26 protein-coding genes and 3 tRNA genes are annotated in these 24,669 nt (G+C 35.3%); 10 read left to right on the forward strand and 19 right to left on the reverse strand.

The genetic code is table 11. The features are described from left to right. Positions 1 to 257 precede the first annotated feature (257 nt). The 3 genes from OPR39_RS06010 to mnmE form a co-directional block, all read right to left on the reverse strand. Positions 258 to 1,274: an NAD(P)/FAD-dependent oxidoreductase gene (locus OPR39_RS06010; protein ID WP_174516794.1), complete on the reverse strand. Its 1,017-nt coding sequence runs from the start codon at positions 1,272 to 1,274 to the stop codon at positions 258 to 260. Between the two features lie 168 nt (positions 1,275 to 1,442). After that, positions 1,443 to 1,530: transfer RNA gene (locus OPR39_RS06015), tRNA-Ser, on the reverse strand. A gap of 47 nt (positions 1,531 to 1,577) precedes the next feature. Beyond that, positions 1,578 to 2,906 (reverse strand): tRNA uridine-5-carboxymethylaminomethyl(34) synthesis GTPase MnmE, encoded by a 1,329-nt coding sequence (gene mnmE, locus OPR39_RS06020; protein ID WP_015589308.1) that lies wholly within the window; start codon positions 2,904 to 2,906, stop codon positions 1,578 to 1,580. 222 nt (positions 2,907 to 3,128) lie between these two features. On the opposite strand from mnmE, the gene nuoI reads away from it, so the two are divergent. The 4 genes from nuoI (at position 3,129) to infC (ending at position 6,371) form a co-directional block, all read left to right on the forward strand. Further along, complete coding sequence (nuoI, locus tag OPR39_RS06025; protein WP_041573606.1) at positions 3,129 to 3,611, forward strand: NADH-quinone oxidoreductase subunit NuoI; 483 nt, start codon at positions 3,129 to 3,131, stop codon at positions 3,609 to 3,611. 115 nt (positions 3,612 to 3,726) lie between these two features. Then, positions 3,727 to 3,942 carry a hypothetical protein gene (locus OPR39_RS06030; RefSeq protein ID WP_144054593.1) on the forward strand — a complete coding sequence of 72 codons (216 nt, stop codon included), beginning with the start codon at positions 3,727 to 3,729 and terminating at the stop codon, positions 3,940 to 3,942. Continuing rightward, the gene (thrS, locus tag OPR39_RS06035; RefSeq protein WP_141456657.1) at positions 3,939 to 5,840 is read left to right on the forward strand and encodes a threonine--tRNA ligase; all 1,902 of its coding nucleotides are present in this window, start codon (positions 3,939 to 3,941) and stop codon (positions 5,838 to 5,840) included. Before OPR39_RS06030 ends, thrS begins: the two co-directional genes overlap by 4 nt. A 12-nt stretch (positions 5,841 to 5,852) precedes the next feature. Then, positions 5,853 to 6,371: a translation initiation factor IF-3 gene (gene infC, locus OPR39_RS06040; RefSeq protein ID WP_015589305.1), complete on the forward strand. Its 519-nt coding sequence runs from the start codon at positions 5,853 to 5,855 to the stop codon at positions 6,369 to 6,371. A gap of 28 nt (positions 6,372 to 6,399) precedes the next feature. Here the strand turns inward: infC and nuoF are convergent, their stop codons facing one another. Both nuoF and OPR39_RS06050 read right to left on the reverse strand, forming a co-directional pair. Beyond that, positions 6,400 to 7,662 carry an NADH-quinone oxidoreductase subunit NuoF gene (gene nuoF, locus OPR39_RS06045; protein ID WP_015589304.1) on the reverse strand — a complete coding sequence of 421 codons (1,263 nt, stop codon included), beginning with the start codon at positions 7,660 to 7,662 and terminating at the stop codon, positions 6,400 to 6,402. A gap of 19 nt (positions 7,663 to 7,681) precedes the next feature. Then, positions 7,682 to 7,754 (reverse strand) — tRNA-Lys (locus tag OPR39_RS06050). A gap of 327 nt (positions 7,755 to 8,081) precedes the next feature. On the opposite strand from OPR39_RS06050, the gene OPR39_RS06055 reads away from it, so the two are divergent. The 4 genes from OPR39_RS06055 to OPR39_RS06070 all read left to right on the forward strand — a co-directional run bounded on the left by OPR39_RS06055 (position 8,082) and on the right by OPR39_RS06070 (position 10,871). After that, positions 8,082 to 8,157: transfer RNA gene (locus OPR39_RS06055), tRNA-Ala, on the forward strand. Positions 8,158 to 8,370: 213 nt separating this feature from the next. Next, complete coding sequence (locus OPR39_RS06060; RefSeq protein WP_265039358.1) at positions 8,371 to 9,858, forward strand: magnesium transporter MgtE N-terminal domain-containing protein; 1,488 nt, start codon at positions 8,371 to 8,373, stop codon at positions 9,856 to 9,858. Between the two features lie 109 nt (positions 9,859 to 9,967). Continuing rightward, positions 9,968 to 10,336, forward strand: a complete 369-nt coding sequence (locus OPR39_RS06065) for a hypothetical protein (RefSeq protein ID WP_015589302.1) — start codon at positions 9,968 to 9,970, stop codon at positions 10,334 to 10,336. Between the two features lie 103 nt (positions 10,337 to 10,439). Beyond that, entirely contained in the window at positions 10,440 to 10,871 is a 432-nt protein-coding gene (locus tag OPR39_RS06070) for a hypothetical protein (RefSeq protein WP_174516792.1), read from the forward strand. Between the two features lie 77 nt (positions 10,872 to 10,948). Here the strand turns inward: OPR39_RS06070 and ccmE are convergent, their stop codons facing one another. The 8 genes from ccmE to OPR39_RS06105 are packed head-to-tail and all read right to left on the reverse strand — an operon-like array spanning position 10,949 to position 17,897. Next, the gene (gene ccmE, locus OPR39_RS06075) at positions 10,949 to 11,341 is read right to left on the reverse strand and encodes a cytochrome c maturation protein CcmE (RefSeq protein ID WP_265039360.1); all 393 of its coding nucleotides are present in this window, start codon (positions 11,339 to 11,341) and stop codon (positions 10,949 to 10,951) included. Next, positions 11,325 to 11,462 (reverse strand): CcmD-like small membrane protein, encoded by a 138-nt coding sequence (locus OPR39_RS07495; protein ID WP_167482792.1) that lies wholly within the window; start codon positions 11,460 to 11,462, stop codon positions 11,325 to 11,327. The genes ccmE and OPR39_RS07495 overlap by 17 nt, the downstream gene beginning before the upstream one ends. Then, entirely contained in the window at positions 11,459 to 12,331 is an 873-nt protein-coding gene (locus OPR39_RS06080; RefSeq protein WP_141456660.1) for a biotin--[acetyl-CoA-carboxylase] ligase, read from the reverse strand. The genes OPR39_RS07495 and OPR39_RS06080 overlap by 4 nt, the downstream gene beginning before the upstream one ends. Positions 12,332 to 12,348: 17 nt before the next feature. Continuing rightward, on the reverse strand, positions 12,349 to 13,713 hold the full coding sequence (locus OPR39_RS06085) for an NADH-quinone oxidoreductase subunit N (RefSeq protein WP_015589298.1): 1,365 nt from the start codon (positions 13,711 to 13,713) through the stop codon (positions 12,349 to 12,351). Next, the gene (locus tag OPR39_RS06090; protein WP_015589297.1) at positions 13,710 to 15,152 is read right to left on the reverse strand and encodes a complex I subunit 4 family protein; all 1,443 of its coding nucleotides are present in this window, start codon (positions 15,150 to 15,152) and stop codon (positions 13,710 to 13,712) included. The genes OPR39_RS06085 and OPR39_RS06090 overlap by 4 nt, the downstream gene beginning before the upstream one ends. Positions 15,153 to 15,155: 3 nt before the next feature. Next, entirely contained in the window at positions 15,156 to 17,006 is a 1,851-nt protein-coding gene (nuoL, locus tag OPR39_RS06095; protein WP_015589296.1) for an NADH-quinone oxidoreductase subunit L, read from the reverse strand. Positions 17,007 to 17,010: 4 nt separating this feature from the next. Next, a complete protein-coding gene (gene nuoK, locus OPR39_RS06100) occupies positions 17,011 to 17,319 on the reverse strand; it encodes an NADH-quinone oxidoreductase subunit NuoK (protein WP_010962953.1) in 309 nt (102 codons plus the stop codon). Further along, positions 17,310 to 17,897, reverse strand: a complete 588-nt coding sequence (locus tag OPR39_RS06105; RefSeq protein ID WP_015589295.1) for an NADH-quinone oxidoreductase subunit J — start codon at positions 17,895 to 17,897, stop codon at positions 17,310 to 17,312. The genes nuoK and OPR39_RS06105 overlap by 10 nt, the downstream gene beginning before the upstream one ends. Before the next feature lie 224 nt (positions 17,898 to 18,121). Between OPR39_RS06105 and OPR39_RS06110 the strand changes: the two genes are divergently transcribed. Beyond that, complete coding sequence (locus OPR39_RS06110; RefSeq protein WP_015589294.1) at positions 18,122 to 18,535, forward strand: WD_0964 family protein; 414 nt, start codon at positions 18,122 to 18,124, stop codon at positions 18,533 to 18,535. A 100-nt stretch (positions 18,536 to 18,635) separates the two neighbouring features. Next, complete coding sequence (locus OPR39_RS06115) at positions 18,636 to 20,552, forward strand: ATP-dependent helicase (RefSeq protein ID WP_015589293.1); 1,917 nt, start codon at positions 18,636 to 18,638, stop codon at positions 20,550 to 20,552. 154 nt (positions 20,553 to 20,706) lie between these two features. Here the strand turns inward: OPR39_RS06115 and OPR39_RS06120 are convergent, their stop codons facing one another. From OPR39_RS06120 to OPR39_RS06140, 6 genes are all read right to left on the reverse strand, one after another. Next, the gene (locus tag OPR39_RS06120) at positions 20,707 to 21,177 is read right to left on the reverse strand and encodes a reverse transcriptase domain-containing protein (protein ID WP_320109783.1); all 471 of its coding nucleotides are present in this window, start codon (positions 21,175 to 21,177) and stop codon (positions 20,707 to 20,709) included. Further along, a complete protein-coding gene (locus OPR39_RS07300) occupies positions 21,081 to 21,302 on the reverse strand; it encodes a hypothetical protein (RefSeq protein ID WP_022626388.1) in 222 nt (73 codons plus the stop codon). The genes OPR39_RS06120 and OPR39_RS07300 overlap by 97 nt, the downstream gene beginning before the upstream one ends. A gap of 25 nt (positions 21,303 to 21,327) precedes the next feature. Beyond that, positions 21,328 to 21,462: a hypothetical protein gene (locus OPR39_RS06125; protein WP_255324781.1), complete on the reverse strand. Its 135-nt coding sequence runs from the start codon at positions 21,460 to 21,462 to the stop codon at positions 21,328 to 21,330. A 33-nt stretch (positions 21,463 to 21,495) separates the two neighbouring features. Continuing rightward, complete coding sequence (locus OPR39_RS06130; protein WP_007549940.1) at positions 21,496 to 21,699, reverse strand: IS5 family transposase; 204 nt, start codon at positions 21,697 to 21,699, stop codon at positions 21,496 to 21,498. Between the two features lie 91 nt (positions 21,700 to 21,790). Then, positions 21,791 to 22,957: an aspartate kinase gene (locus OPR39_RS06135; protein WP_015589292.1), complete on the reverse strand. Its 1,167-nt coding sequence runs from the start codon at positions 22,955 to 22,957 to the stop codon at positions 21,791 to 21,793. A 200-nt stretch (positions 22,958 to 23,157) separates the two neighbouring features. Continuing rightward, the gene (locus tag OPR39_RS06140) at positions 23,158 to 24,603 is read right to left on the reverse strand and encodes a hypothetical protein (RefSeq protein WP_265039362.1); all 1,446 of its coding nucleotides are present in this window, start codon (positions 24,601 to 24,603) and stop codon (positions 23,158 to 23,160) included. Positions 24,604 to 24,669: the final 66 nt, after the last annotated feature.

The following is a 24,669-nucleotide window of genomic DNA, read 5'->3' on the forward strand; positions in this document are numbered from 1 at the left end:
AGTTAGCTAGTCTTTTACTATCTCTGTCGAGTATTGGCATTTTTTGATGTCTTGTAACGCTTTATAAGCGCGTTCAGCTTATTTAGATAAAAATCTAGATGTAGATGAAGTTTTGTAAAGACATACAGTATCTATATACTGCAAAAAATTGAACATAAGACGCCGATACATTAAGTAATCCTTACCTTTTAATCTGCAGATTGGCGAAAGCAAATACAATAGCTTCACTGTTATGATAAGGGGGCTGGCGAAGGGTGTCAAGGAAGTTTTTCTTTCCCGTGAATTCCCTTCGAAGTCGAGTATTGAAAATTGACTGGAGAATTGTGGATTACTTTGTATATGTCATGACAAGCCATGGCACTCTCAGCAAAACCACTTAATATTAACTTTAGTTTGCCTGAATAAATAGCTATATCTCCGATTGCATATATCCTATCTCTACTGGTTTTAAGTGTAGCTGGGTCGACAACTATGCGGCTATGTTCTAACTGTATACCCCAATTGTTTATTGGACCAAGATTCATTGACAATCCAAAAAATGGCAGCAAAAAATCAGCGGATATTTCTTTTTCTTCCTTAGAGGCAATGTTTTTTACTATCACTGTGCTCAATTGCCCATTACCTCCTGCTAGTTCGTGTAATTGATATGGCACTACCAGTTCTATCTTTCCATCACTTTCAAGTGATTCTAATTTATTTCTAGTTTCAGGAGTGCAGCGAAATTCCTTTCTCCTATGTATCACATAAATTTTCTTCGCAACTTTAGAAAGTTCTACAGTCCAATCAGCCGCAGAATCACCCCCCCCTGCAATGACTATAGTTTTATCCTGAAAATCAGAAATTTTATTTACACTGTAAAATACAGATTTATTTTCATATTCTAATATACCATTCAAGGGCGGACGGTTAGGTTCAAACATTCCGTTACCTGCAGCAACAATAACGGCTTTGCATTTTACCTCTGTACCTGTATTAGTTATGATAATAAAGCTTTGATCGCAGTTATTCGAAATCTTTTCTACTTTTTGACTTAAATGGTAAATAGGCTTAAATGGCGAAGCTTGCTCCATTAGCTGCTCAATTAATTTTTGGGCAGTAATTACAGGATAACCAGGTATATCATATATTGGCTTTTCTGGGTAAAGAGCTGTGCATTGTCCTCCTGCTTGATCCAAAACATCTATTATATGACATTTCATATCAAGCATTCCCGCTTGAAAAGCAGTGAATATTCCAACAGGTCCTGCACCTATTATTACTATATCGGTTTTCATATTCAGATGGTGATCTATTTATAGATATTAGCTTTCTTTGCTAACAAGGTCAATTTACAAAGGGATGTATTTTTAAAAGATGTGGCTAGATTAGACAAGATTTCCAGCGTTATGAACCACATAGTCCAAATAAGCTCTAAAAATCAGCTAGCATAGCGAGATGCTGTGCGGACGGAATGGGATTCGAACCCATGGTACGCTCATCACGTACGTCAGTTTTCAAGACTGGTGCCTTAAACCGCTCGGCCATCCGTCCATTTCTTTTCTATCACAACATTTGATTTTAAGCAATCTATAAAAGCTTTACTTGCCCACGCAAAAGTTGCTAAACACACTACTCAATATTTCCTCAACATCAATAATTCCAATCACCGCACCAAGTTCAAATGCAGCAAGCCTCAAATCTTCAGATATCAACTCAATTGGATTATCGATATTAAAACGTTGTAAATGTTCCAGTGCTTTCTTCATGTGATTCCTATGTCTTTGCCGAGTGATTACAGGGGTGTCTCTATCATGCCCAAATTTTTCCTCTGCCTTCTCTTTTATGAGAGAGATCAATTTGTTTGTACCTATTTCCTTTAGAATAGAAATGGGTAAAAGATCTATGCCATTAATTTTTATATTGTGATTATTGATAACATCGTCAGCTTTGCTCAATACATAAATAGTATCGCTATTTACAACGTTGCAATTGATATTATGACGCTGTTCAAAAGGAAATAGTTCTATTCTTAAATCAGCTTCAAAAGACCTCTTTTTCGCTCGACTTATACCTTCTGATTCTATTGGATCTGAACTCTCACGAATTCCAGCAGTATCAGAGAGAATGATTGGGTATCCGCCAATGTCAATATGAGCTTCAAGTATATCTCTTGTTGTGCCTGCATATTCAGAAACAATAGCAATATCACGCTTGGCTAAGAAATTAAACAGAGTTGATTTACCGACATTTGGTTTACCAGTTATTACAATATGTAAACCCTCACGCAACCTTTCGCCCCGTCTATTATCATTTAAATGCTCTTGTATCAATCGCACGAGAGATTGCACTTCATTATTAATTTTTTCCAACTCACTTTTTTCTGCCCAAATGTCCTCTGGAAAGTCTATATATGCTTCGATTTTGGATTGTATCGTTATCAATCTTTGCCTCCAATTGCTGTATAGTCTCTCCAATTCTCCTGATATCTGCTTAATCGCTTGTTTAGCTTGCATTTTCGTCTCAGCGTCAATTAAGTCTGCAATTCCTTCTATTTGAGTTAAGTCAAATTTACCATTTAGAAAAGCCCTAAGTGAGAATTCTCCAGGCCTGGCCATAACGAAAATTTTTGATAATTCCTCCAAGATGATTTTTATGACTGCCTTACTTCCATGCACTTGTAACTCTATAACATTCTCGCCAGTGAAACTGTTTGGAGCAGGGAAATAGATGATTATTCCATTATCTATCAATTGATTGAAATCATCATATAGATCAACTAAAGTAGCAAATCTTGGTTTAATTTCTTTCTTAATATGAAAATGATTTAAAGCTTTAAGCGCGTAATTGCCTGAAATTCTGATTACTGCAACTCCTGACTTACCAAATACGGTCGACAAAGCGAAAATAGTTTCATTTGTGTTTGTCATTATTTATATAAACTACTTAGCAATATTACACTTAAGAAACCAAAATACCTAATTTGAAAATATTCAAAATTTTTATCTATCTTGCTAGTTTATATTAATGCAGTACTATCATACTAGTGAATGTATTATATAGAAAAGCTGTAAAAGTCACCCAGGTGAAAATATTTATTTTGAAAACTGATAATATGATTTATAATGACTGACACAAGTTTTAAATATTTTATGCTCAAGAAATTAGCTTGGTATTGGTCTTTTGCAGAGTTAATCAAAGGGTTTGCTATTACATTGAAATATATGTTCAAACCAAAGGTTACGTTAAGATATCCTATGGAGAAAGGCCCTTTAAGTCCAAGGTTTCGTGGTGAGCATGCGTTGCGTAGGTATCCAAACGGTGAAGAACGGTGCATAGCTTGTAAATTATGCGAAGTTATCTGCCCTGCTCAAGCAATAGTTATTGAAGCAGAGGAAAGAGAAGACGGTAGTCGTCGCACCACACGCTATGATATTGACATGACAAAATGCATATACTGCGGGCTTTGCCAAGAGGCATGTCCAGTTGATGCAATTGTGGAGGGTCCTAACTTTGAATTTGCTACTGAAACGAGAGAGGAGCTAATGTACAATAAAGAAAAGTTATTGCGTAATGGTGAAATTTGGGAAGACGCAATTGCACTCAGGTTAAAAAAGAATAGACCTTATTATTAATGTTCAGAGCTTATAACCCTGTTATCCATTATGATTTAGGGGCAGTGCCCACTAGGGGTGGTGTCATCCAAGTAGCTGATACACAACTGTACGAACATTTGTTTGCGAGGGCAGTATGTTAAATGTTATGGCCTGTTTTGCCTCAAACACAAAGGTGTCATCCCAGTGCTTGACACTGGGATCCAGGTATAAAAATATTTGCAAATTGTGCAATGGACAACAGATTTTAGGAGCATACGTTAAACTAATTTCCATTATAAAAATAAGATGGATCCCAGTGTCACGCACTGGGATGACAAAGAGAGGGTTAGACAAAAGGGTCGATAAATGATTAGGATTACTTTCTCAACCGAACAAAAAGTAAAAGAATACAGTGGTAAAGTCACTGGCTTTGATATACTACAGCCGAATGTTTTAAAGGAAGCAGTTGCATTGAAAGTAAATGGTGAGTTATATGATCTCTCACGTGAAATTGAATCTGATACAGAGATAGAGGTAATACAACTGAGTGACGAAGCGGGTTTAGATATAATAAGGCATGATGCTGCTCATATAATGGCGCAGGCAGTGAAAGAGCTATTTCCTAATACTCAGATTACTATCGGCCCAACAATTCAGGACGGTTTTTACTATGATTTTGCTACAGATCGTACCTTCACTACGGACGATCTTACCGCAATAGAAAAGAAAATGAAAGAGATTGTAAAAAGTAACCACAGATTTGTTCGAGAAGTTTGGACTCGCAAGCAGGCAATTGATTTCTTTAGTGGTATAGGCGAAAAATATAAGGTTGATATTATCTCATCCATACCAGAGGGTGAAAACCTAACTGTTTATAGGCAAGGTGATTTTATTGACCTATGTCGTGGTCCGCACTCACCATCAACCGGTAGAGTTAAAGCGTTTAAACTTATGAAAGTAGCGGGTGCATACTGGCGAGGTGATGCAAAGGGCCCAATGTTGCAGCGAATATATGGCACAGCATGGAGAAATAAGGATGAATTAAACGCTTATCTTGAGTGTCTCAAAGAAGCAGAGAAACGTGATCACCGCAAAATTGCCAAGGATATGGATTTATTTCACATCCAAGAGGAAGCTGTTGGGCAGGTTTTTTGGCATGAACAAGGATATATTCTATATAATGTTCTTGAGTCTTACATCAGAAAGAAGCTAATAAATAATGGCTATTTTGAGGTAAAAACTCCTATTTTAGTAAGCAAAGAGCTGTGGGAAAAATCTGGACATTGGGATAAGTTTCGTGAAAATATGTTTATTGTTGATGAATCTGAAAGCAAAAAGCTAGCAATAAAACCCATGAATTGTCCTTGTCATGTGCAGATTTTTAATTCTCACACCAGAAGCTATCGTGATTTACCAATACGTATGGCAGAGTTTGGCACATGCCATAGAAATGAAAGCTCAGGCTCATTGCACGGACTGATGCGAGTGCGTGGTTTTACGCAAGACGATGCACACATTTTTTGTATGGAAGAACAAGTGAATTCTGAGACTATAAAGTTTTGTGACCTTTTAAAAGAAGTATATTCAGAGCTTGGGTTCAATGAAATTTCTGTGAAATTTTCAGACCGTCCAGGTATTAGAGCAGGTAATGATGAAGTATGGGATAGAGCTGAAAAAGCGCTGCTTGAAGCCGTTAAAGAAGCGGGCTTGAGTTATAAACTTAATCCTGGTGAAGGTGCATTTTATGGTCCAAAGCTAGAGTTTGTTTTAAAAGATGCAATAGGCAGAAGCTGGCAATGTGGAACATTGCAAGTTGATTTCATTTTACCAGAACGTCTGGGAGCTTTTTATATAGGGGCAGATGGACACAAGCATCACCCTGTTATGCTACATAGGGCAATTCTTGGGACTTTTGAGCGTTTTATTGGAATTTTGATAGAAAATTATGCAGGAAAATTTCCAGTTTGGCTTGCTCCAACGCAACTTGCTATTCTGACCATTACAAATGAGGCTGACGGTTACGCCACAGAAATCAGCAATGTCTTAAAAGAACAAGGTGTGAGAGTCAAGACTGATTTGACCAATGAAAAAATTAGTTATAAGATACGTTTGCATAGTCTAAACAAGGTTCCTATATTGTGGATTGTAGGCAAAAATGAAGTTACAAGTAAAACTGTGTCAGTGAGAAATTTAGGATCGGAAAGACAGGAGTCTTTTTCTTTGGAAAAGGCTAATGAATCGCTGTTAAAAAGTATTAATTTGAATTAAGGGAGTTAAAGTTTGCAAGTTAAAAAGAACAATAAAAACAGAATTAATGGATTCATCACAGCTAAGGAGGTACGCTTAGTTGATCACAGTGGTGAAATGGTCGGAATCGTGCTAATAGAACGAGCTTTGGAACTTGCACAGGGTGTTGGTTTAGACTTGGTAGAAATTGCACCTGATTCAACTCCTCCAGTATGTAAAATACTGGATTATAGCAAACAAAAGTATGATATAAAAAAGAAAGCAAGTGAAGCAAAAAAGAAACAAAAAACATTAACTATAAAAGAAATTAAACTGGGTCCCAATATTGGTGATCACGATTACGGAACAAAATTGCGTCAAGCAAGAGACTTACTTGCCCACGGACATAAAATCAAAGTTACAATGAGATTTAAGGGCAGAGAGCTTATAAACACTGAAGTTGGATTGGAAAAATTAGAACGGCTAATTAGAGACACTGAAGATATCGCAAAGGTAGAATTAGCACCTAAAAGGGAAGGGAATCAATATTTTTTAGCTCTGGTTGCTAAGTAGCAAGACGGCTTAAGAAGTATAAGTAGAGTTAAACTATCGCTCTCTCTTTGATAACATGGCGAAAATGTCTTATTAATCCTTGAATCGGCCAAGCTGCAGCATCGCCAAGCGCGCAAATTGTATGTCCTTCTATTTGAGTTGTAAGGTCAAGCAGCTTATCTATTTCATCAGGTTTAATATCTCCTGCCACCATCCTCTTCATAATCCTCCACATCCATCCAGTACCTTCACGGCATGGTGTGCATTGCCCACAGGACTCATGCATATAAAAGTGTGATAACCTCTCTATTGCAGCTATTATATCAGTTGATTTATCCATCACTATTACAGCAGCAGTACCAAGCCCTGATTGTGCAGTTCTTAATGAATCAAAATCCATTTCAATAGTATCGCATATAGATTTTGGAATTAATGGCACTGAAGACCCACCAGGTATTACAGCAAGTAAATTATCCCAACCCCCTCGCACTCCACCTGCGTATTTTTCAATCAATTCACGTAATGGAATTCCGAGCTCTTCTTCAACATTACACGGGTTGTTTACGTGCCCTGAAATACAAAAGACCTTGGTACCAGTATTATTTGGTTTACCAAGAGATGCAAACCATTCTCCTCCGCGATTCAGAATATCTGGAACCATGGCTATAGTTTCAACGTTGTTTATTGTAGTTGGGCAGCCAAAAAGTCCAACACCTGCAGGAAATGGAGGTTTCATGCGAGGAAAGCCCTTTTTTCCTTCAATTGATTCAAGTTGAGCTGTTTCTTCTCCACATATGTAAGCTCCTGCACCCCTATGGATAAACACATCAAGATCATAGCCTGATTTGCAGGCATTTTTTCCAATTAAACCTTCTTTATAGGCTTCCTCAAGTGCCTTTTTTAGAACTAAATATTCATTATAAAATTCACCCCTGATATAAATATATGCAACTGATGCGCTGATCGCTCTGCCGGCCAGGAGAATTCCCTCAAGTAACTTATGTGGCTCATATCGCAATATATCTCTATCTTTACATGTACCAGGTTCTGACTCATCTGCATTGACTACTAAATATGTTGGTTGTTTTTTTGGAAGATTTTTGGGCATAAAGCTCCACTTAAGGCCGGTAGAAAATCCTGCACCTCCTCGACCTCTCAAACCAGATTTCTTTACTTCATCAATGATTTTTTCTGATCCTAAATCTAGTAACTCCTTTGTTTTTTGCCAGCTACCACGTTTTTTTGCACCCTCAAGTAGTGGAGTTTCTTTACCATTTAGGTTGGTGAATATTTTGTCTTGTTCTTTTAGCATGTTTTTCAAAATTTGTGAGTGATCCCGACGCGATTCGAACGCGTGACCCACTGATTAAAAGTCAGTTGCTCTACCGGCTGAGCTACGGGATCATTTCATTTTTCAGCTATACTAAACATCAATACAGTTTTTATCCATTTTAATCAAACTAAAATTTTCATGTGTGGTTAAATAAATTATATAATATACTGCGTTAGTGATAATTTAGTTAAAAAATTTTTAAAGGAAAACTTCTTGTTAATTTTCAATTCACAGATTCATTTGGCAAAGCTTATAGTGTGATGTAAAAATCTGAGAAGACAAAAAGATAGAGAATTGTACATAACTGCAGAATTTGTGCACTATTTAGCAATAGCCTAACAGATAAATATTTCTTGCATTTCAGCCTGAGTGATTTATGCTTTAAGCAAGAATTACCTGGGGGTATAGCTCAGCTGGTAGAGCATCTGTTTTGCACGCAGAAGGTCAGCGGTTCGATCCCGCTTGCCTCCACCAGTCTATATTAGCTCTAGCCGCCACAAAACCTGTCAAAGCAGCTTATTTTAATCTATGAGGATTTTATACTACTTCCCTGAAAATCCCTATTTCTTTTCGTAACTTTTCTCTACACAAGTAATGTTGGTTATTACAATTGTAATATATACCAACTTAACAATAAATTAATCAATAAATGTTAGAATACTAACAATTAATTTATTGGTAACGCCTATGAGTGGAAAAAAGCATGTTTTTAAGATGGTACCTGGAAAAGAGGTGTTTAGAAAAACCCCGACTAAATTGATAAAGTGGCCTGAAGGTTATGATCCTACAATGTCTATTAAAAAAGTTGAGCTTGTATCGCTGGATGATAAAAACGATGTAGCACTAGGCTTATTACCTATAAAACTTTGCGGCAGTTCTTGCCTAGACAGTTACATATGTCTGGAGGAAGAAAATGAAGGAAATCTGGTAGCCAAAGATTATAAAAGTGATTCTAACTTAGATTATGTAAAAAGTAACCATACATTTGTATATTACGGTAATGAGTTGGCTAAGTTATCATATACAAGAGAACTTGTGCAGCCTTTCAAAACTATGTGTAGCAGTTCTATTAAATCAAAAAAATTGGAATACAAATATGTAACATGGGAAGATTCAGATACTGGCAACAATAAATATTATTTTTCAGACGAGGCAGGAAATATAATCGATTCACCTGACAATGAGGTATTACAAGACATTATGTTATACTACGGTGAGAGACATATAAGAGATGTGCTACTGTTGCTATCAAGCACGTTTACCAAAGTTTTTATTCAGGGCCTAACAGACGACCAACTAAAAACTCTTACCAATACTCTTAGTAACGAGCAACTGCAAAAAATAATTCCTGAACTGAGCTCAAGCCAACTACAGACCTTAGCAAAGAACTTAACAGATGAACAACCCCAAGCTTTAGTGGATCATCTAACCAATCACCAATTACAAACTCTTGCTCAGGAACTAAATCCAGAAAAGTTACAAATAATTGTTCCTATTTTAAATGATGCTCAGCTTGAAGCTCTAGTTAGAGACTTAAATCCAGAGCAAGTAAAAGAAATTTTACCTCACTTAAAAGTGGATCAGTTCAAAGCACTTATTAAAACTTTAAATGACGAACAATTTACAGTGCTTGCAAAAGACTTGGCTGAGCACCACTTGACAATACTTTCTAAAGAATTAGAAGGTGACCAGTTGAAAGCTTTAGTAAATAGTCTGCAAGAAGACCAACTGAAAGACTTAGTTAATAAGCTTGATCATGATAAACTTGGCATAATTGCTCAGGATTTAACTGATTCTAATAGGATCCAGATTATCATTAAGTCTTTAGCTAACAACCCAGAAAAACTTCAAGCTTTTGCTCGCAATATGTCTAATGAGCAGTTTAAGGAACTTTTGGATAACGTGGGTGCAGAAGAGCTTAAAGATATCATTCACAAACTGCCTTATGAGAAAGTGACAGCTGTGATTGGTGATCTCGGCAGTAAGGATCAGTCTAAAGCTATTATTGATGCATTAAAAGAGAAACTTGAAGAGCAAAATGGAAAGATAGGAGAGCTTATGGATAAGATTGACCAGATGCTTCCTGAGCAAAGTGAAGCAAATTGGGATAATGCACATCTATCACCTTACGTCTTTCAAGATACTAATACTGAATTTACAGTAATAGATGTTTAGTGCGAACTTGGATACTTATAAATTAATGTTTATAAGTTAAAAGAAAAAACAGTTTGCATGTGAAACTAAAAAATAATTTAAACTTTAATAATTTATGGAGGTAATTTATATGAGCAAGAACTCGCAAAACCTTGTACAAAATGAGGATAATTTTACTACTGGTAATAAAGAAAAACTTATAAGCGCTCTTGATCTTATTATACTTAAGACAGGTACTGATAAGGATATACAAGACCTTGGCAAAACAGCAAGTGGTCATACTGTTAAAAAAGCAGTTGATGCATTAGTTAATAATATAAATGAACAACTTATTAGTGGGTTGAATATTATGTTAGGAGAAGAGCAAGCTAAAGTTAAAAGTTTGGAAGATATTATAGGCAACGATGATGCAGGATTAAAAAAAGATCTAAGTGAGTTAGCAGGTAAGGTAAATAGTATGTTACCTGAGGAGGCACCAACCCATCCTGATATATTGTAGTAGTTAGGAAAGTAACAGCCTGATACAGGCTGTTACTCTTTCCACATACCATTTCAGTGTAGCTGAGTTGATTTTAAAAGTATAATTTTTTATAGGAGTTAATATGAGTAATTACAGTGTAAAAGAAAGCGAAAAAGACTATGAATCAATAGGAAGAATAGTCGAAGACGAATATAGAATAATAGATGACATAGAAGTCAAAATTAAGCCTAAATCTTTTGAGAGCAATAAAGAAAAGAATGCGTCGGTTGGTTATGTTCACAAAGTTCTAGACAAACTAATCACAGAATTAAACGACACATTTGTTTCTGACTTGGATTACCAATTGAGGCTTAATGCAAACTATGTTCAGAATAAATTGAGTAAGGATTTATATGATTTGGACAAGGTAGTTATCGATACTAGTAAGAATTATGAAATTTTGGAAAAAAACTTTAATAATCTAAGAGAAGAAGTTGAAAAATTAAAAATAGGAACGGTTAGTGATGACAACATAGATGAATGGGAAGCACCAACTCACCATGATATATTATAGTAGTTAAGAAAGTCACAGCTTGCTAGCAGGCTGTGACTCTCTCTACATACCGTTTCAATACAGCCAGGTTAAGGAATCTATTTTAAAACTTTCGGTATATAGTTCTCATCATGTTTTGCAAACACCGTATCTGCAAGAAAGGTATTATTATCAAACATTTTACCTTGCACAACAACACCACTTTTTTCTGAAAACATTGGTGGAAGTATTCCCTGGTATTTTACCACAACGCTTTTGTTAAAATCTGTCATTTGAAAAACTACTTCACTTTCGCTCCGTATCACACTATCTTCAACAACCATTCCACCAATATGGATTGGCTTTTGACTATTTGGTAAAACTATTGCCTCACTTACTGTATAGAAAAATGAGATATTTTCTTTGAGCGTTGTTAAAATAAAAAAGACTATGCAGCTTAAAAAGCAGAAAATTCCTGAAGTTATAAGTAATCGCTTATGTTTCTTCTTCATTATTATCTTTCAGGCTTTCTAGAATTTTTTTACTTTTAATATAGCAAGAAATGGTAAAAATCAGTTCTCCGGTAATCAACGTAAAACTAATAAGGTAAGCAAAAATTACATATGTATTCATAATGCACTGCCAATAAATAACTCACCTGCATCAAAATAAATTAAGCTTCCATCCTTTTGCTGCAACACCAATTTACCACTTTTATCTATATCAGCAAAAATTCCTTCATACAATTTGTCAGCTAACTTTACACTGATTTGTTCATGCATTTTGAATGCTTTTTTTAACCACATTTCTCTTATAGCATAAAACCCATCAAATAGCCATTGCTTTCTTAGCTTATTAAAATTTATTATTAATTTTTTTAGTAGATCTATGTTAGACACAGACTCACCGTAATTGCTAATGCACGTTGTTCCTGGAAGTGGTGCATGATTGACATTAATTCCAATTCCTATAATGAGCCAATTCGAATTGGATCTTTTTTCAAGCAATATTCCACTTATTTTCTTGCCATCGATTAGAATGTCATTTGGCCATTTATACTGGAGATTTAGACCATTTATAAATGACAGTATAGTATTTCCAACAGCAAGAGCAGTAACAAAAGTCAATTCTGTTAATTTGCTGACATCCGCAATTTTATTCACCAAACCCCTCTCTGTCATCCCAATGCCCTCTGATGTCATCCCAGTGCTTGACACTGGGATCCATTCTTCTTTTTTTCTAGATTCCAGCGTCACGCGCTGGAATGACACCGAAAGCTGGCTTTCATTAAGATAATCGTTAAAGAGGTTTATTACCAAACTCGCATAAAAATTACCCTCTGGAGAAATCCAGTTTTTTCCAGTGCGCCCTCTACCCTCTGTTTGTTTATCGGCAATAATAACGGTTTCATTTGATATTCCTCTCCCAATTAAATCCAACGCTTCTTTATTAGTGCTTGAAACTTCTTTGTAATGATGAATATGAAAACCCTCAGGGATCACCTTGTCAGTCCTTTAGTTCAATGAGTGAGTAAAACGTACAAGAAAAGAACGAGGTTGATCAGTGAAGCCACTGAAGTAATAATGAATAGACCCTTAGAATAAGCAACCTTATTACCACTAGCTTTATCAAAATACATAACTTTCATGATATTTAAATAATAGTAGCATGATATCACACTCGCTATTACAAGGATCAAGGACAGGCTGATAAAGCCAGAATTTATTAAACTTTTGAATATAAAAAATTTAGCGATAAAACCTGCAAGTGGAGGTATTCCCGACATCGAGAGTAACAGCACAGAAAGATGAAATGCTACAATTGGGCGTTTCTTCCCTATACCAGATAAATTTGCAATATCACAATCGTCATCGTCAATTTGTACGAGATATGAGAATAGCCCTATGCTTGTGATGATATATATCACCAGATACATTAAGGCACTATCTGTTCCTGCTTGTGTAAAAATAGAAAGTGAAGCAAATATAAAACCAATGTGACCAATTGAACTGTAAGCAAGCAGCCTTTTTAAGTTTTGCTGACGCAAGGCCCCAAAAGCTGAGATAAGCACAGACAATGCTGAAACGTATAAGAAAATAGGCTGAACATAACTTTTTACATTTACTAACTCTTCATTCATCAATCGAATTAAAAATGTTACAAGTGCAGCTTTTGGAGCTGTAGAAAAAAACGCAGTTACTATGGTAGGTGCACCTTGATAGACATCTGGAGCCCACATATGAAAAGGAGCAATAGCAAGCTTGAAACACAAACCAATTAGGATAAAGACTAATCCAAAAACTATTCCATAAGTTATCTGATGGCTTTGCAAGAATGAACCGAGCTCAGAGAAATTGACTTGTCCTGTATATCCATAAAGCAGCGACATTCCATATAGCATAATGCAGGAAGATAGTGCACTAAGTGTAAAATATTTCACTCCTGCTTCACATGAATAAGCTGAATCTTTATTAAAGCTCGCAAGAACATACAAAGATATACTCATCAACTCAAAAGCTAAATAAAAAGAAATCAGACTATTTGCTGAAACCAAAGTTATCATGCCAAATAGCGCAAAAAGAATCAGTATTGAAAATTCATATTTATAGTCATATTTTGATAAATTCAGCATCAAAAGTATTAAAATTCCTGTGCTGAGAATTAACCCTTGGGCTGACCTGATGTATAAATTGAGTTTTAACAACGAATTAAAGAGAAAAATTTCATTGTTTTCTGCCGAAATAATTAAAATAATCAAAGTTACCACTGTGCAGCCAAGTGCTAATAAGTTGATAGTTCGGCGGTTAAATATAATTCCAAGCAGCAGCAACACTAACGAGGAGATAATAGAGAACGTTTCCGGCAATATCTGTATATAATTCATAGCGCATTATATTTGACTAACAAATTTGCCATACATGGCTTCAAATAATTCAGTGCAAGGGTTGGGTAGAATCCAAGCAAAATAACAAACACTGCAAGCAGAATTAAGACAGAAAATTCTATGCTATCCAAGCGGTTATTTAATAATTTAGAATAGCTAACCCCCCATATTATTTGCTTACATAAATTCAGCATATAAACTGCGCTTAAAATAGTGCCAAGTGCGATAAATCCTGTAAAAAACCCTATGCTCTTAAACATTCCAACCATAGCCAAAAACTCACCTATGAATCCAGATGTTCCAGGTAGCCCTATTGAAGCCATTGAAAATAAAATGAACATAAAACCAAATTTTGGCATTGTGTTTACTATGCCAAAATATTTTGCAATCTCCAAAGTTCCAGTTCGAGTATATAGCATTCCAACACACAAAAATAAAGCAGCAGAAATAAGGCCATGACTAATCATTTGAAATATGCTACCCAGTACTCCTTCCTCACAAAATGAAAAGAGGCCAGCAGTAACGATCCCCATATGTGCTATTGAAGAATAAGCTATTAACTTCTTTATATCATCTTGAGCAAACGCAACTAGAGAAGCATATATTACCGCAATAATGCTCAGCACAACAACGAAATTTGAAAAATACAAACTTGCCTGAGGAAGCATTGGAATAGAAAACCTTAAAAATCCATATCCCCCCATTTTAATAAGCAAGCCAGCTAAAATCACAGATCCAGAAGTTGGTGATTGCACATGCGCATCAGGAAGCCAAGTGTGAAATGGAAACATCGGTACTTTTATTGCAAAAGAAATAAAAAATGCAATCCATAGCAATGACTGCACTTCAAGATCAAGACTTGGCACTAATGTAGCTAATTTTTGTATATTAAACGTCCCAAAAGTGCTATAGATGTACACCAAGCCAAGTAGGAATAATAATGAGCCAGTTAATGTATAAAGAAACAACTTAAACGTTGCATATACCCTGTGTTTTCCTCCCCAGATGCCAATAATAAAGAACATTGGTATTAAAACAGCTTCAAAAAACACATAAAAGCTTATAGCATTCAGTGAAACGAAAAAACCGACTACAAAACTCTCAAGCAGTAGAAACAATGCCATATATGGACTGAGGGTCGTATAACTCATTTTGCAGTTGTAGAGTATACAAATTACAAACAAGAAAGTTGTAAGCAGAAGGAAAAGCAACGATATACCATCTATCCCTATTCCAACATTTCTAATTGGGTAGCTGACAAACTGAAAGTCCGCATTGTTATAATCAAATTCTATACAAGCTACAATGCTAAGCAAAAATGGAAGTACAGCAAAAAATAGGGCAAGGAATCTTAGGTGTATAGATTGATGATTAATCCTGATTAAGGATAAAATCAACGCTCCTATCAGTGGAAGCAAGAATATACTAAGTAACAACACCTTCTATTTAATTCCAATAATATATAAAGCACCGATTATTAAAGTAACAAACATAATAAGTGCATAATCAAATATATAACCAGTTTGCAACTTTATAGAACTTTTTGAACATTCATTAACCAACCTTACAACACCATTTGGTCCAAATGAATCAATAGCCTTAACATCAAACTTCCATAGAAGCCTAGATATAAACCTTATTGGTACAATTATAACAAACTCATACACCTCATCAAAGTACCATTTATTCTGCAAAAATTTAAGTAAAAATTTACTCTTAATTTGCCTAATTACTTGATATTGGTAAATTAGGTACGCAAGTGCTATTCCACTTAGGCTCGCCAAGGTTGGCAGTAGTTTTATAAAGAAATTATGAACTCCATGCTCATCAACCACCACTAAACTTGATTTCCAAAACGCATTACTAGTTATGTTCAAAATATTTGCTCCCCACACTCCAGAAAATACCGATCCAAAAGCAAGTATCAGTAATGGTATAAGCATAATCTTCTGTGCTTCATGTATATTAATTTTACTTTGTTTTTGGCTGTGGAACACAAGAAGCAATAACCTCCAAGAGTAAAACGCTGTGAAGAATGCAACAACTAAGCTTATTACAAAAGCAAAGCTATCCGTGCTATAAGCATGTTCAATTATCAAATCCTTTGAGTAAAAACCTGCAAATGGAAATATTCCAGAAAGCGCAAGAGACCCAATCCACATGAGAGTGTAAGTGCAAGGGATTTTCTTCCAGCAATTTCCCATTTTCTGAATGTTTTGCTCATGATGCATTGCATGAATCACATTGCCAGCACCAAGAAATAGTAGAGCTTTAAAAAAAGCGTGGGTCATTAAATGAAAAATAGCAACATTGTAAGCAGAAAGCCCACATGCCATGAACATATAACCAAGTTGACTGCAGGTTGAATAAGCAATTATTTTTTTTATATCATTCTGAGTAATCGCAACGGTGGCTGCAAAAAAAGCAGTAAGTGCACCAACGATAACTATTAATTCTCGTGCCACATTTGATAACTCAAACAATGAAGAACATTTTGCTATTAAAAATATACCGGCTGTTACCATCGTTGCTGCGTGAATGAGTGCAGAAACAGGGGTTGGCCCTTCCATTGCATCTGGCAACCAAACATGTAAACCAAGCTGTGCAGATTTACCCATACAGCCAATAAAAAGTAATATGCATATTATATGAATTACTTTGAATTCACAGCAGAATGCCCTAATGTTCTGCGCGCCAAGAAGATCAGCTGTGTCAAAAACTTCAGTAAATTTCAAAGAGTGAAATGTATAATAAATAAGAAAGATTCCAATCAATAGTGCAAAGTCTCCTACCCTATTCACAACAAATGCTTTAATTGCTGCATTATTTGCAGAATATTTTTGGAACCAAAATCCTATGAGTAAATAAGAACACAGGCCAACTCCTTCCCAGCCAAAAAAAAGCTGCACGAAATTATCGCTTACAACCAGCACAATCATGCAAAATGTGAACAGCGATAGGTAAGAAAAAAACCTCGACTTCCCATGCTCCATATAGCCGATAGAATAGAGATGCACTACCAGCGAAACGGTGGTAATAACAATCAGCATTAAGGATGAGAGAGCATCCACACTAATTGCCCAATTTACTTTTAATACACTTAATGAAAATAAAGGAAATAAACTCAAGTGATAATTTTCAGAGAAGGTAAGAAAAACATACCAAGATAAAACTGCAGATATTCCAATCCCTGCCGTTGTAATTAACTGACCAAAAACATCCTTTCTAAAAAGTGCTGCAAATAGTGAACCAAAAAGTGGCAAAAATACTATTAATTTCAGTATATCCATCATACTTTCATTCTTTCATTAAGTTCGCTTGTTCAACATCTATATTGCCACGGCTTCTATAATATACAACCAATATTGCAAGTCCAACTCCTGACTCCGCTGCCGCAACAGTCAACACAAACATCACAAAGATTTGCCCAACTATATCATTCATAAAGGCAGAAAAAGCAACTAGATTGATGTTAATCGCCAACAATAATATTTCTATTGATAACAATATATTGATTATGCTCTTACGGTTGATGAAAATACCGCACACCCCAACAGTGAACAAAATAGCAGCAACTATCAAAAAATGATTTAATCCTATTTCCATTCCACTCCTTTTCCAAATTTAGCCTTAACCAATTTTACAGATGAAGATTGCGTCAATTGCTTTAATACATTCTGTTTTTTAACTCCTTTTTTCTTGTCCTGCAAAGTAAGAGCAATTGCACCGACAATTGCAACAAGTAGCAAAATTCCAGAAAGATGAAAAGCGTACATGTAGTCGGTATACAGCAAATTACCAATAGCTTTCACATTATTGGTATTATAGTTTATAACATTGCTTATATTCGGTGCTGAGCTGCGGATTACAAAGCTGATGACTAGAAAAAACACAACACACAACATAGCACCAAGAGTGCAATGCTTTGCAAAACCCTGGCGCAACCTTATGTAGTCAATATCGAGCATCATAACTACAAAGAGGAACAACACCGCAACCGCACCGATGTATACTATCAGCACCATCATAGCAATGAATTCAGCTCCAAGGAGAATAAAAAGCACTGCAGAGTTAACGAAGGTGAAAATTAAAAATAATACTGCATGCACAGGATTTCTTACACTAATTACGCATACAGCAGATAAAATGCTAAGAATTGCAAAAAAATAAAAGAAAAAAGGCATCGATACTTTAACTGCAACAATAGTTACTAATTTAAAGTAACTATCGTGGTAAAGTCAATATTATATTAAACGTTTAAAAACATTGTACTACAAAGCTCCAGCTCCATTTTAAATTATTATATAGAGCATTTTCTCAGTAATGCAATAAACACTTAACTTGTTCTTGATAATTTTAATTTATTAACGTATAATATATGTATATTCATAATTAATGGCAGCGCGAAATGTACAACATATTTGGTTATTTCAAAACTTGTAACACACAAAGTGGTAAATTAAATAGTGAAAGTTATCAGTACACTACAAGAGATTACATGACAATTTACTTCAATAACACACTAGCAAGTTTCAGTAGATCATGGAGAGAATTTAAAGAAAAAGCGTATGGATTTATGTATGATATCGGAACTTGGTTGAAAGAAACATATGAAAATCTCACTGAACGACCTGCAACGCATAACCACTATGCCTCAAAGTTCCCTGTTAAAGTTGAAGAAAGAGAAATGGAGGAGCTAAACCGTACATATAAGTCATTCCAAACTCCACCTATCCACCTAACAAACAGCAGCCTAGATCAGATCAATTTATCGTTACCCACCACATCCAAGCTGCCTAACAAAGGTATATACAAAACGTAACACTTGAGTGAAGCATTCTTTAACTGTTCTATTCAATAAAACCTTTACAATATTTCAATCATAGGTTTAACTTTACGAAGTTATAATCTATAGGGCTACGATGAACGATTATCTCTCACTGCTAAATCCAGAACAACAATCAGCTGTAACTAACATAGATGGACCAGTTTTGATACTGGCAGGAGCCGGGACGGGAAAAACAAGAACGATTACTTCAAGAATAGCACACATAATTAGAAACGGTCACGCTTATTCTGATGAGATATTAGCAGTTACATTTACAAATAAAGCAGCAAATGAGATGGTATCAAGGGTACTTGAGCTAACGGGCACAAACATACCATGGCTTGGCACTTTCCATGCAATTGCAGCAAAAATTTTGCGCATGCACGCAGAAATTGTGGGCTTAAACCCCAATTTTACAATCATTGGTGTGGATGACCAATTACAGGTAATAAAAAATATTATCAATGAAATAAATCCTGATTACCTATCAGAAAAATGTAAGACCATTATGAATATTATTCAGCAATGGAAAGAGAAGTGCTTATTGCCATCTGAAGTGGAAGATATTCAATCATTTAGGCCAGTATATGTAACTGCACTCAAGGTCTATCACCAGTATCAGGAAAGGTTGAAATTCCTTAACTCTGTCGATTTTGGTGACTTATTGCTATATAACATACAACTCTTTAATCAAAAGACCGAAGTTCTGTCCTACTACCAAAACAAGTTTAAATATGTCATGGTAGATGAATATCAAGATACAAATGCGATACAATATCTTTTGCTAAAATACCTTGCAAAAGAGCACTCAAATATTTGCTGTGTAGGAGATGATGACCAGTCGATATATAGTTGGCGTGGTGCAGAAGTTGAAAATATTTTGAAGTTTTCTGATGATTTTAAAAATGCAAAAACCGTTAAACTAGAGTGTAACTACAGGTCAACATCCCACATACTTGCAACTGCGTCATATGTTATCAATCACAATAAGACTCGCTTAGAAAAAAAATTGTGGACAACAAACATTGAAGGGGAAAAGGTAAATCTAATAAAATTATGGGATGGGAAAGCTGAAGCAAGGTTCATAAGCGAACAGATATTGAAACTCAATAAATACAGATTTAGTGACATTGCAGTGCTGGTAAGGGCCACTTTTCAAACTAGAGTTCTCGAAGAGTATTTTATAAAATATTCAATTCCCTACAAGATTATAAGTGGCGTAAAATTCTACGAACGTCAGGAAGTCAGGGATATAATTGCATATTTAAGACTTGTTACAAACAATAACGATGACTTAGCTTTCGAAAGGATAGTAAATCGGCCAAAAAGAAGCATAGGAGCTACAACTCTAAAGAAAATATACACGACTGCTCAGGATAACAAAATTTCTTTTTTTGAGGCAGCAAAAATATTAGTTAATAGTAATCAGGTAACCGAAAGAATTAAACTCTCACTCAACGATTTTTTAAATAAAATTAAAGCTTGGGAAGAAATAGTAAGCGTAAAACCACTGCATGAATTCGTTAAAATCGTAGCAAACCAATCAGGATATATTGAAATGCTTGAAAATGAGGAGGTAACAGGCTTAGCACGAATAGAAAATGTTAAAGAGCTCATCTCATCTTTAAAAAATTTCGATAATGCCACAACTTTCTTGGAGCATATAAGTCTGGTGATGGAAGTGGATAATATGAATAACGATGACACCGTATATGTTATGACTCTTCATGCAGCCAAAGGACTTGAATTCCCGTGCGTGTTTCTACCTGGTTGGGAAGAGGGATTATTTCCTCATCAAAGATCTTTTGATGACAAAAGTGGTAAAGCTTTAGAAGAAGAAAGGAGACTCGCATATGTTGGCATAACCAGAGCCAAAGAAAGGTTAATCATTTCATGTGCAGATAGGAGGGAAATTAACAACCAGTGGCAACCGATGCGCACTTCTCGGTTCATTAAAGAATTGCCAAGAGAAAATGTTGAGGTAATTAAAAGCAACATTGCCTACTGTTGAAGCTATAATTGCAGATAAACATATCTTACAAATCTGAATTACTTTAACTATATGTTTCTCTTGGCAAAAATTCTGTAACCGTTCACACTTAATTCTTCAATCTCATACCAATTTCTATTACATAACAAACAAATAGACAATAGAAGTGAGAAGGTTATACTAAGGCAGTATAATGATGGAGTTTTGGAATGGCATTGGTATCAGGTTGCAATTTTAGCTTACATTGTGCCAATCTTTCTTCAATTGCTGCTCGCATAAATTCTGCCTGTCTTTTAGTTCTGCAGTGCACTATCGCATCATCCACATATCTTTCAAATGGTACTGTTGGGTGATTTTGTTTCATCCATATATCAAATGCATGGTGCATAAATATGTTTGAAATGATTGGGCTTATTGAACCTCCTTGCGGAACTCCTTTTTCCCTAACTACCTTACTGCCATCTGCTTGCTGAATAGGGGATTTCATCCACCTTTCAACATACAGTATGACCCATTTGCAGTCTGTGTGCTTCTTGATAGCCTGCAGTGCTAAATTGTGGTCCAGATTGTCGAAAAATCCTGTAACATCAACAGCTTTCTTGGTAATCGTATCCTGTCTCCAATAAACAGCGGTTTTGCTATGTATCCTTGATCAGCAAAAAACTTACGTAAAGTTGGAGCCTTGTATTTAGCTTGAGTGAAAAGATTTAGAGCACCATCACGATCTTGAACACTTGCACTATGAACATCAGCCGCAATAATTAAGCCCACTGTATCTACAACAATATGACGTTTTCTACCCTTTATTTTTTTTCAGCATCATATCCTCTGGATCCCCTTTTTGAGTGGTTTTTACTGATTGACTGTCAATTATTCCTACTGAAGGTGTTTCATTTTTACCAAACATTTTTCTTACCTCTTTTACTAGCATATTATGTATTTTTTCCAATTTGCCATTACTACGTCACCTGAGAAAATAGTCATACACCGTCTTCCATGGAGGAAAATCTTTCGGCAGCATTCTCCATTGACAACCACCTCTCATTATATACCTTATTGCATTAATAATTGTTCTGATATTGTGCTTTCTTGGCCTCCCTATCTTTCCTTGTGCAACATGTGGCTCCAAAATTTCCCATTCCTTATCACTTATATCACTTGGATACAATTTTCCCTCCTATTTTTTACTTACACTATCATATTTTTTTCCTCATTCCTTTTCAAGACATACTCTTAGACAACTGGACGTCAAGCCTATCCTAGTGCTGCATATCAAGCTCATACTCAGTATGTAAATCTTTGACTAAAGCTACAGCGCATTCTTTTTGAACAATTATACTGATTTTGATTTCAGATGTTGTGATAGCAAGTATTTCTATCTTTTTTTCGCTTAAAACCTTGAGTGTGCGGTGCATCACTTCAGTGTTAGACATAACACCAATACCAATTATTGAAATTTTAGCTACATTATCGTTTATAGCATAATTTTCATTCTTATTCAGTAACTTTTCCATTGAATCAATATCAAATTTGGAGATAACAAAACTTGACCCATGTATCATATCAATTTTAACGTTTGCTCCTGCTATATCTCTTAAAGTACGCAAGTTATTTGCAAGGTTAGTGAAAGTTACAAGAGCTTCATTAGTGCTATAAGTTATTCCAGTAATTAAGTATCTCTCTAGTACATCCCTTTTGTGTAGCACTGTGGTGCCTTCTACTTCCTTAAAAGTGGATAGCACTTGCACTTTAATGTTATGTTTCATTGCAAGTTGTACTGAACGATTATGCAGTATTTTAGCACCAGATGACGACATTTCCAACATTTCATCGTAAGAGATAAATTTGAGCTTGCGTGCCTTTGGAACAATTCTCGGGTCTGCTGTATATATTCCATCAATATCAGTAAAAATTTCGCAAGTTCTAACACCAAAGGCTACCGCGAAGGCAACTGCTGATATATCAGAGCCTCCTCTTCCAAAAGTAGTGATTCTATCATCATTTATACCCTGAAAACCAGCAATGATCGCAGCAGTATAACCCTCAGCAAAAGATCTTTTCACACGTTCAATCTTTATTGTTTTTATTTTAGACTCAGAATAAAAATCATCAGTTGCAATTGGTAACTGCCAGGCAAGCCACGATTTAGCATTAACTCCGATCGATTGGAGAGTGATAGCTAATAGACCGCAAGAGATTTGTTCTCCTGCTGAAAGCATAACGTCATACTCTGATAACTCTTGTCTATAACTTAAATTTGAGATTTGCCTAGCCTGAAAAACCATTTGGTCAGTAAATCCTGCAACAGCAGATACAACAACGATTACATTACAACCTTTCTCAATATCGTTTTTTATCAAATTTGCAACTCGGTTTAAATCAGTTAGCGAAGTCCCACCAAATTTTTTTATGATTATTTTGTCCATAGTTACAATATAACTCTCTTCTGAAGAAAAATATAGTTTTTGTAGAGATAGCAGCTTGCAAGCCATTCAGAAAAGGGAAGACAAAGCTATAGAACACGTCATACCGCCGCGGCGCTAACTAGTAGCGGAATGACGAATTTGTTGTTTTAAAATTGTCAGTAAATCTAAGTTAGTTTAGCTATATAGCACGAACTAAACCACTAAGCAGCAGAAGACCTTGCATGACCTCCAAAAAATGCTTTTACTCTTTCAAGATAAGTAGGTGGTTCTGCAGGGATTTCTATATTATACATTGAATAATACACTGCTTCCTTTATACTATCATCTGTAACTAATTCCCTTAATTTTTGCTTTATGGCACCTCTTTGAATACTTTTTCCACACTCTTCGTAAAATTTTATGTAAAGCTCTTTAAAGACAAATTCTCTTATTTCTATTATTGATTGGTTAATGTTGCTCTTCACCTCATCGCTTATATTATTTTTATCCGCATAATCTTCGGAGTAAAAATCTTCAAACTTGTCTACCAAAATTTTTAATTTTTTATAATTGCAATATTCTTTTAAAAATCTTTCAGTAAATTTAGGTGTTAATACGTTCACTGCTCCATTTATTTGAACCAAGAAATTATTTTTCGCTTCAAGACAACTAAGCGAATAAATAATACGATCGAACATTCCCAGAGTACATAAACCAAGTCCATCCTTTAAATTCATTAGTAATAGTGAATTCACATCTGATTTTTGATTCTTAGCAGCAGTTGAAACTAAGTTTGCAGCTTGTGTGAGAGTTAGTCCAGTTTTTGATTCTTGCCAAGCTGCTTCATTGGAACCATTAAAGTTAAGATAAAGTTTTAATTGCTCTTTTTGCTCAGTTGTAAGCTCATCTGAATTATTTATGTAGTCTTCAAACTCTTTATTGAGTACATTTGGTTGAGCTCCAAATTTCTGTTTTAACTCTTGAGCGCATTGGAGAATACTATGTTCAAAACTACTCGTGTGAACGCCCTGACTGCCAGTGCCCACATCACTTACATTAAACAAAAAGCTTAGCTGCTTTACATTCAAACCCAAAGGTGAGAAAAGCCTCACTAATGGATACTTTATCAATTCAAGAAGTGCCACTGGAATTAGCAGTGCATAATTTAACAATAATAAACCAAAATTAAATATAAGAAACCCACGTAGAGCTGATACCTTTGATGCAATATACAAAAATGGAAGCTGTAGGTAATATATCAAGTGTATACTGAAGAATAAGATTTTGTCCTTTAATTTTATTGTTGGATCTTTATAAACCTCAAACAACATGCTATTGCTATCAATATTGTTGTTTTTAAAGGAGGTATAGTTGTTTATGATCTTCTCTTGCAAGGGAAGAGGCATTTTATTCAGGCAAATAAACGCAGCAATAACAATAAAACCTGTAGCCAAAAATGCTAGTGCAGGGCTAGAAGTGCTTGTAGATAAATAGGCATAAAGACCATCAACAATTAAGTTTTTGTATAATCTTTCAAAGGGACGAACTAGAATCGGGTCAAGGATATAGTTAACAAGAAGATTTAAATAATACACGAGAAACAAAAGTGGAATCAAAAATGCAATAATACTACAAACAACCAAAAATGCTTTTAATCTCGGATTCATAACCCCCTCTTAATAATCTGTTAATATAATCTATTTTAGGAATAAATTGAAAAAAATGCAAGTTTT

This window comes from Wolbachia endosymbiont (group A) of Yponomeuta plumbellus (assembly GCF_947251575.1).
Classification (GTDB): Bacteria; Pseudomonadota; Alphaproteobacteria; order Rickettsiales; family Anaplasmataceae; genus Wolbachia; species Wolbachia pipientis.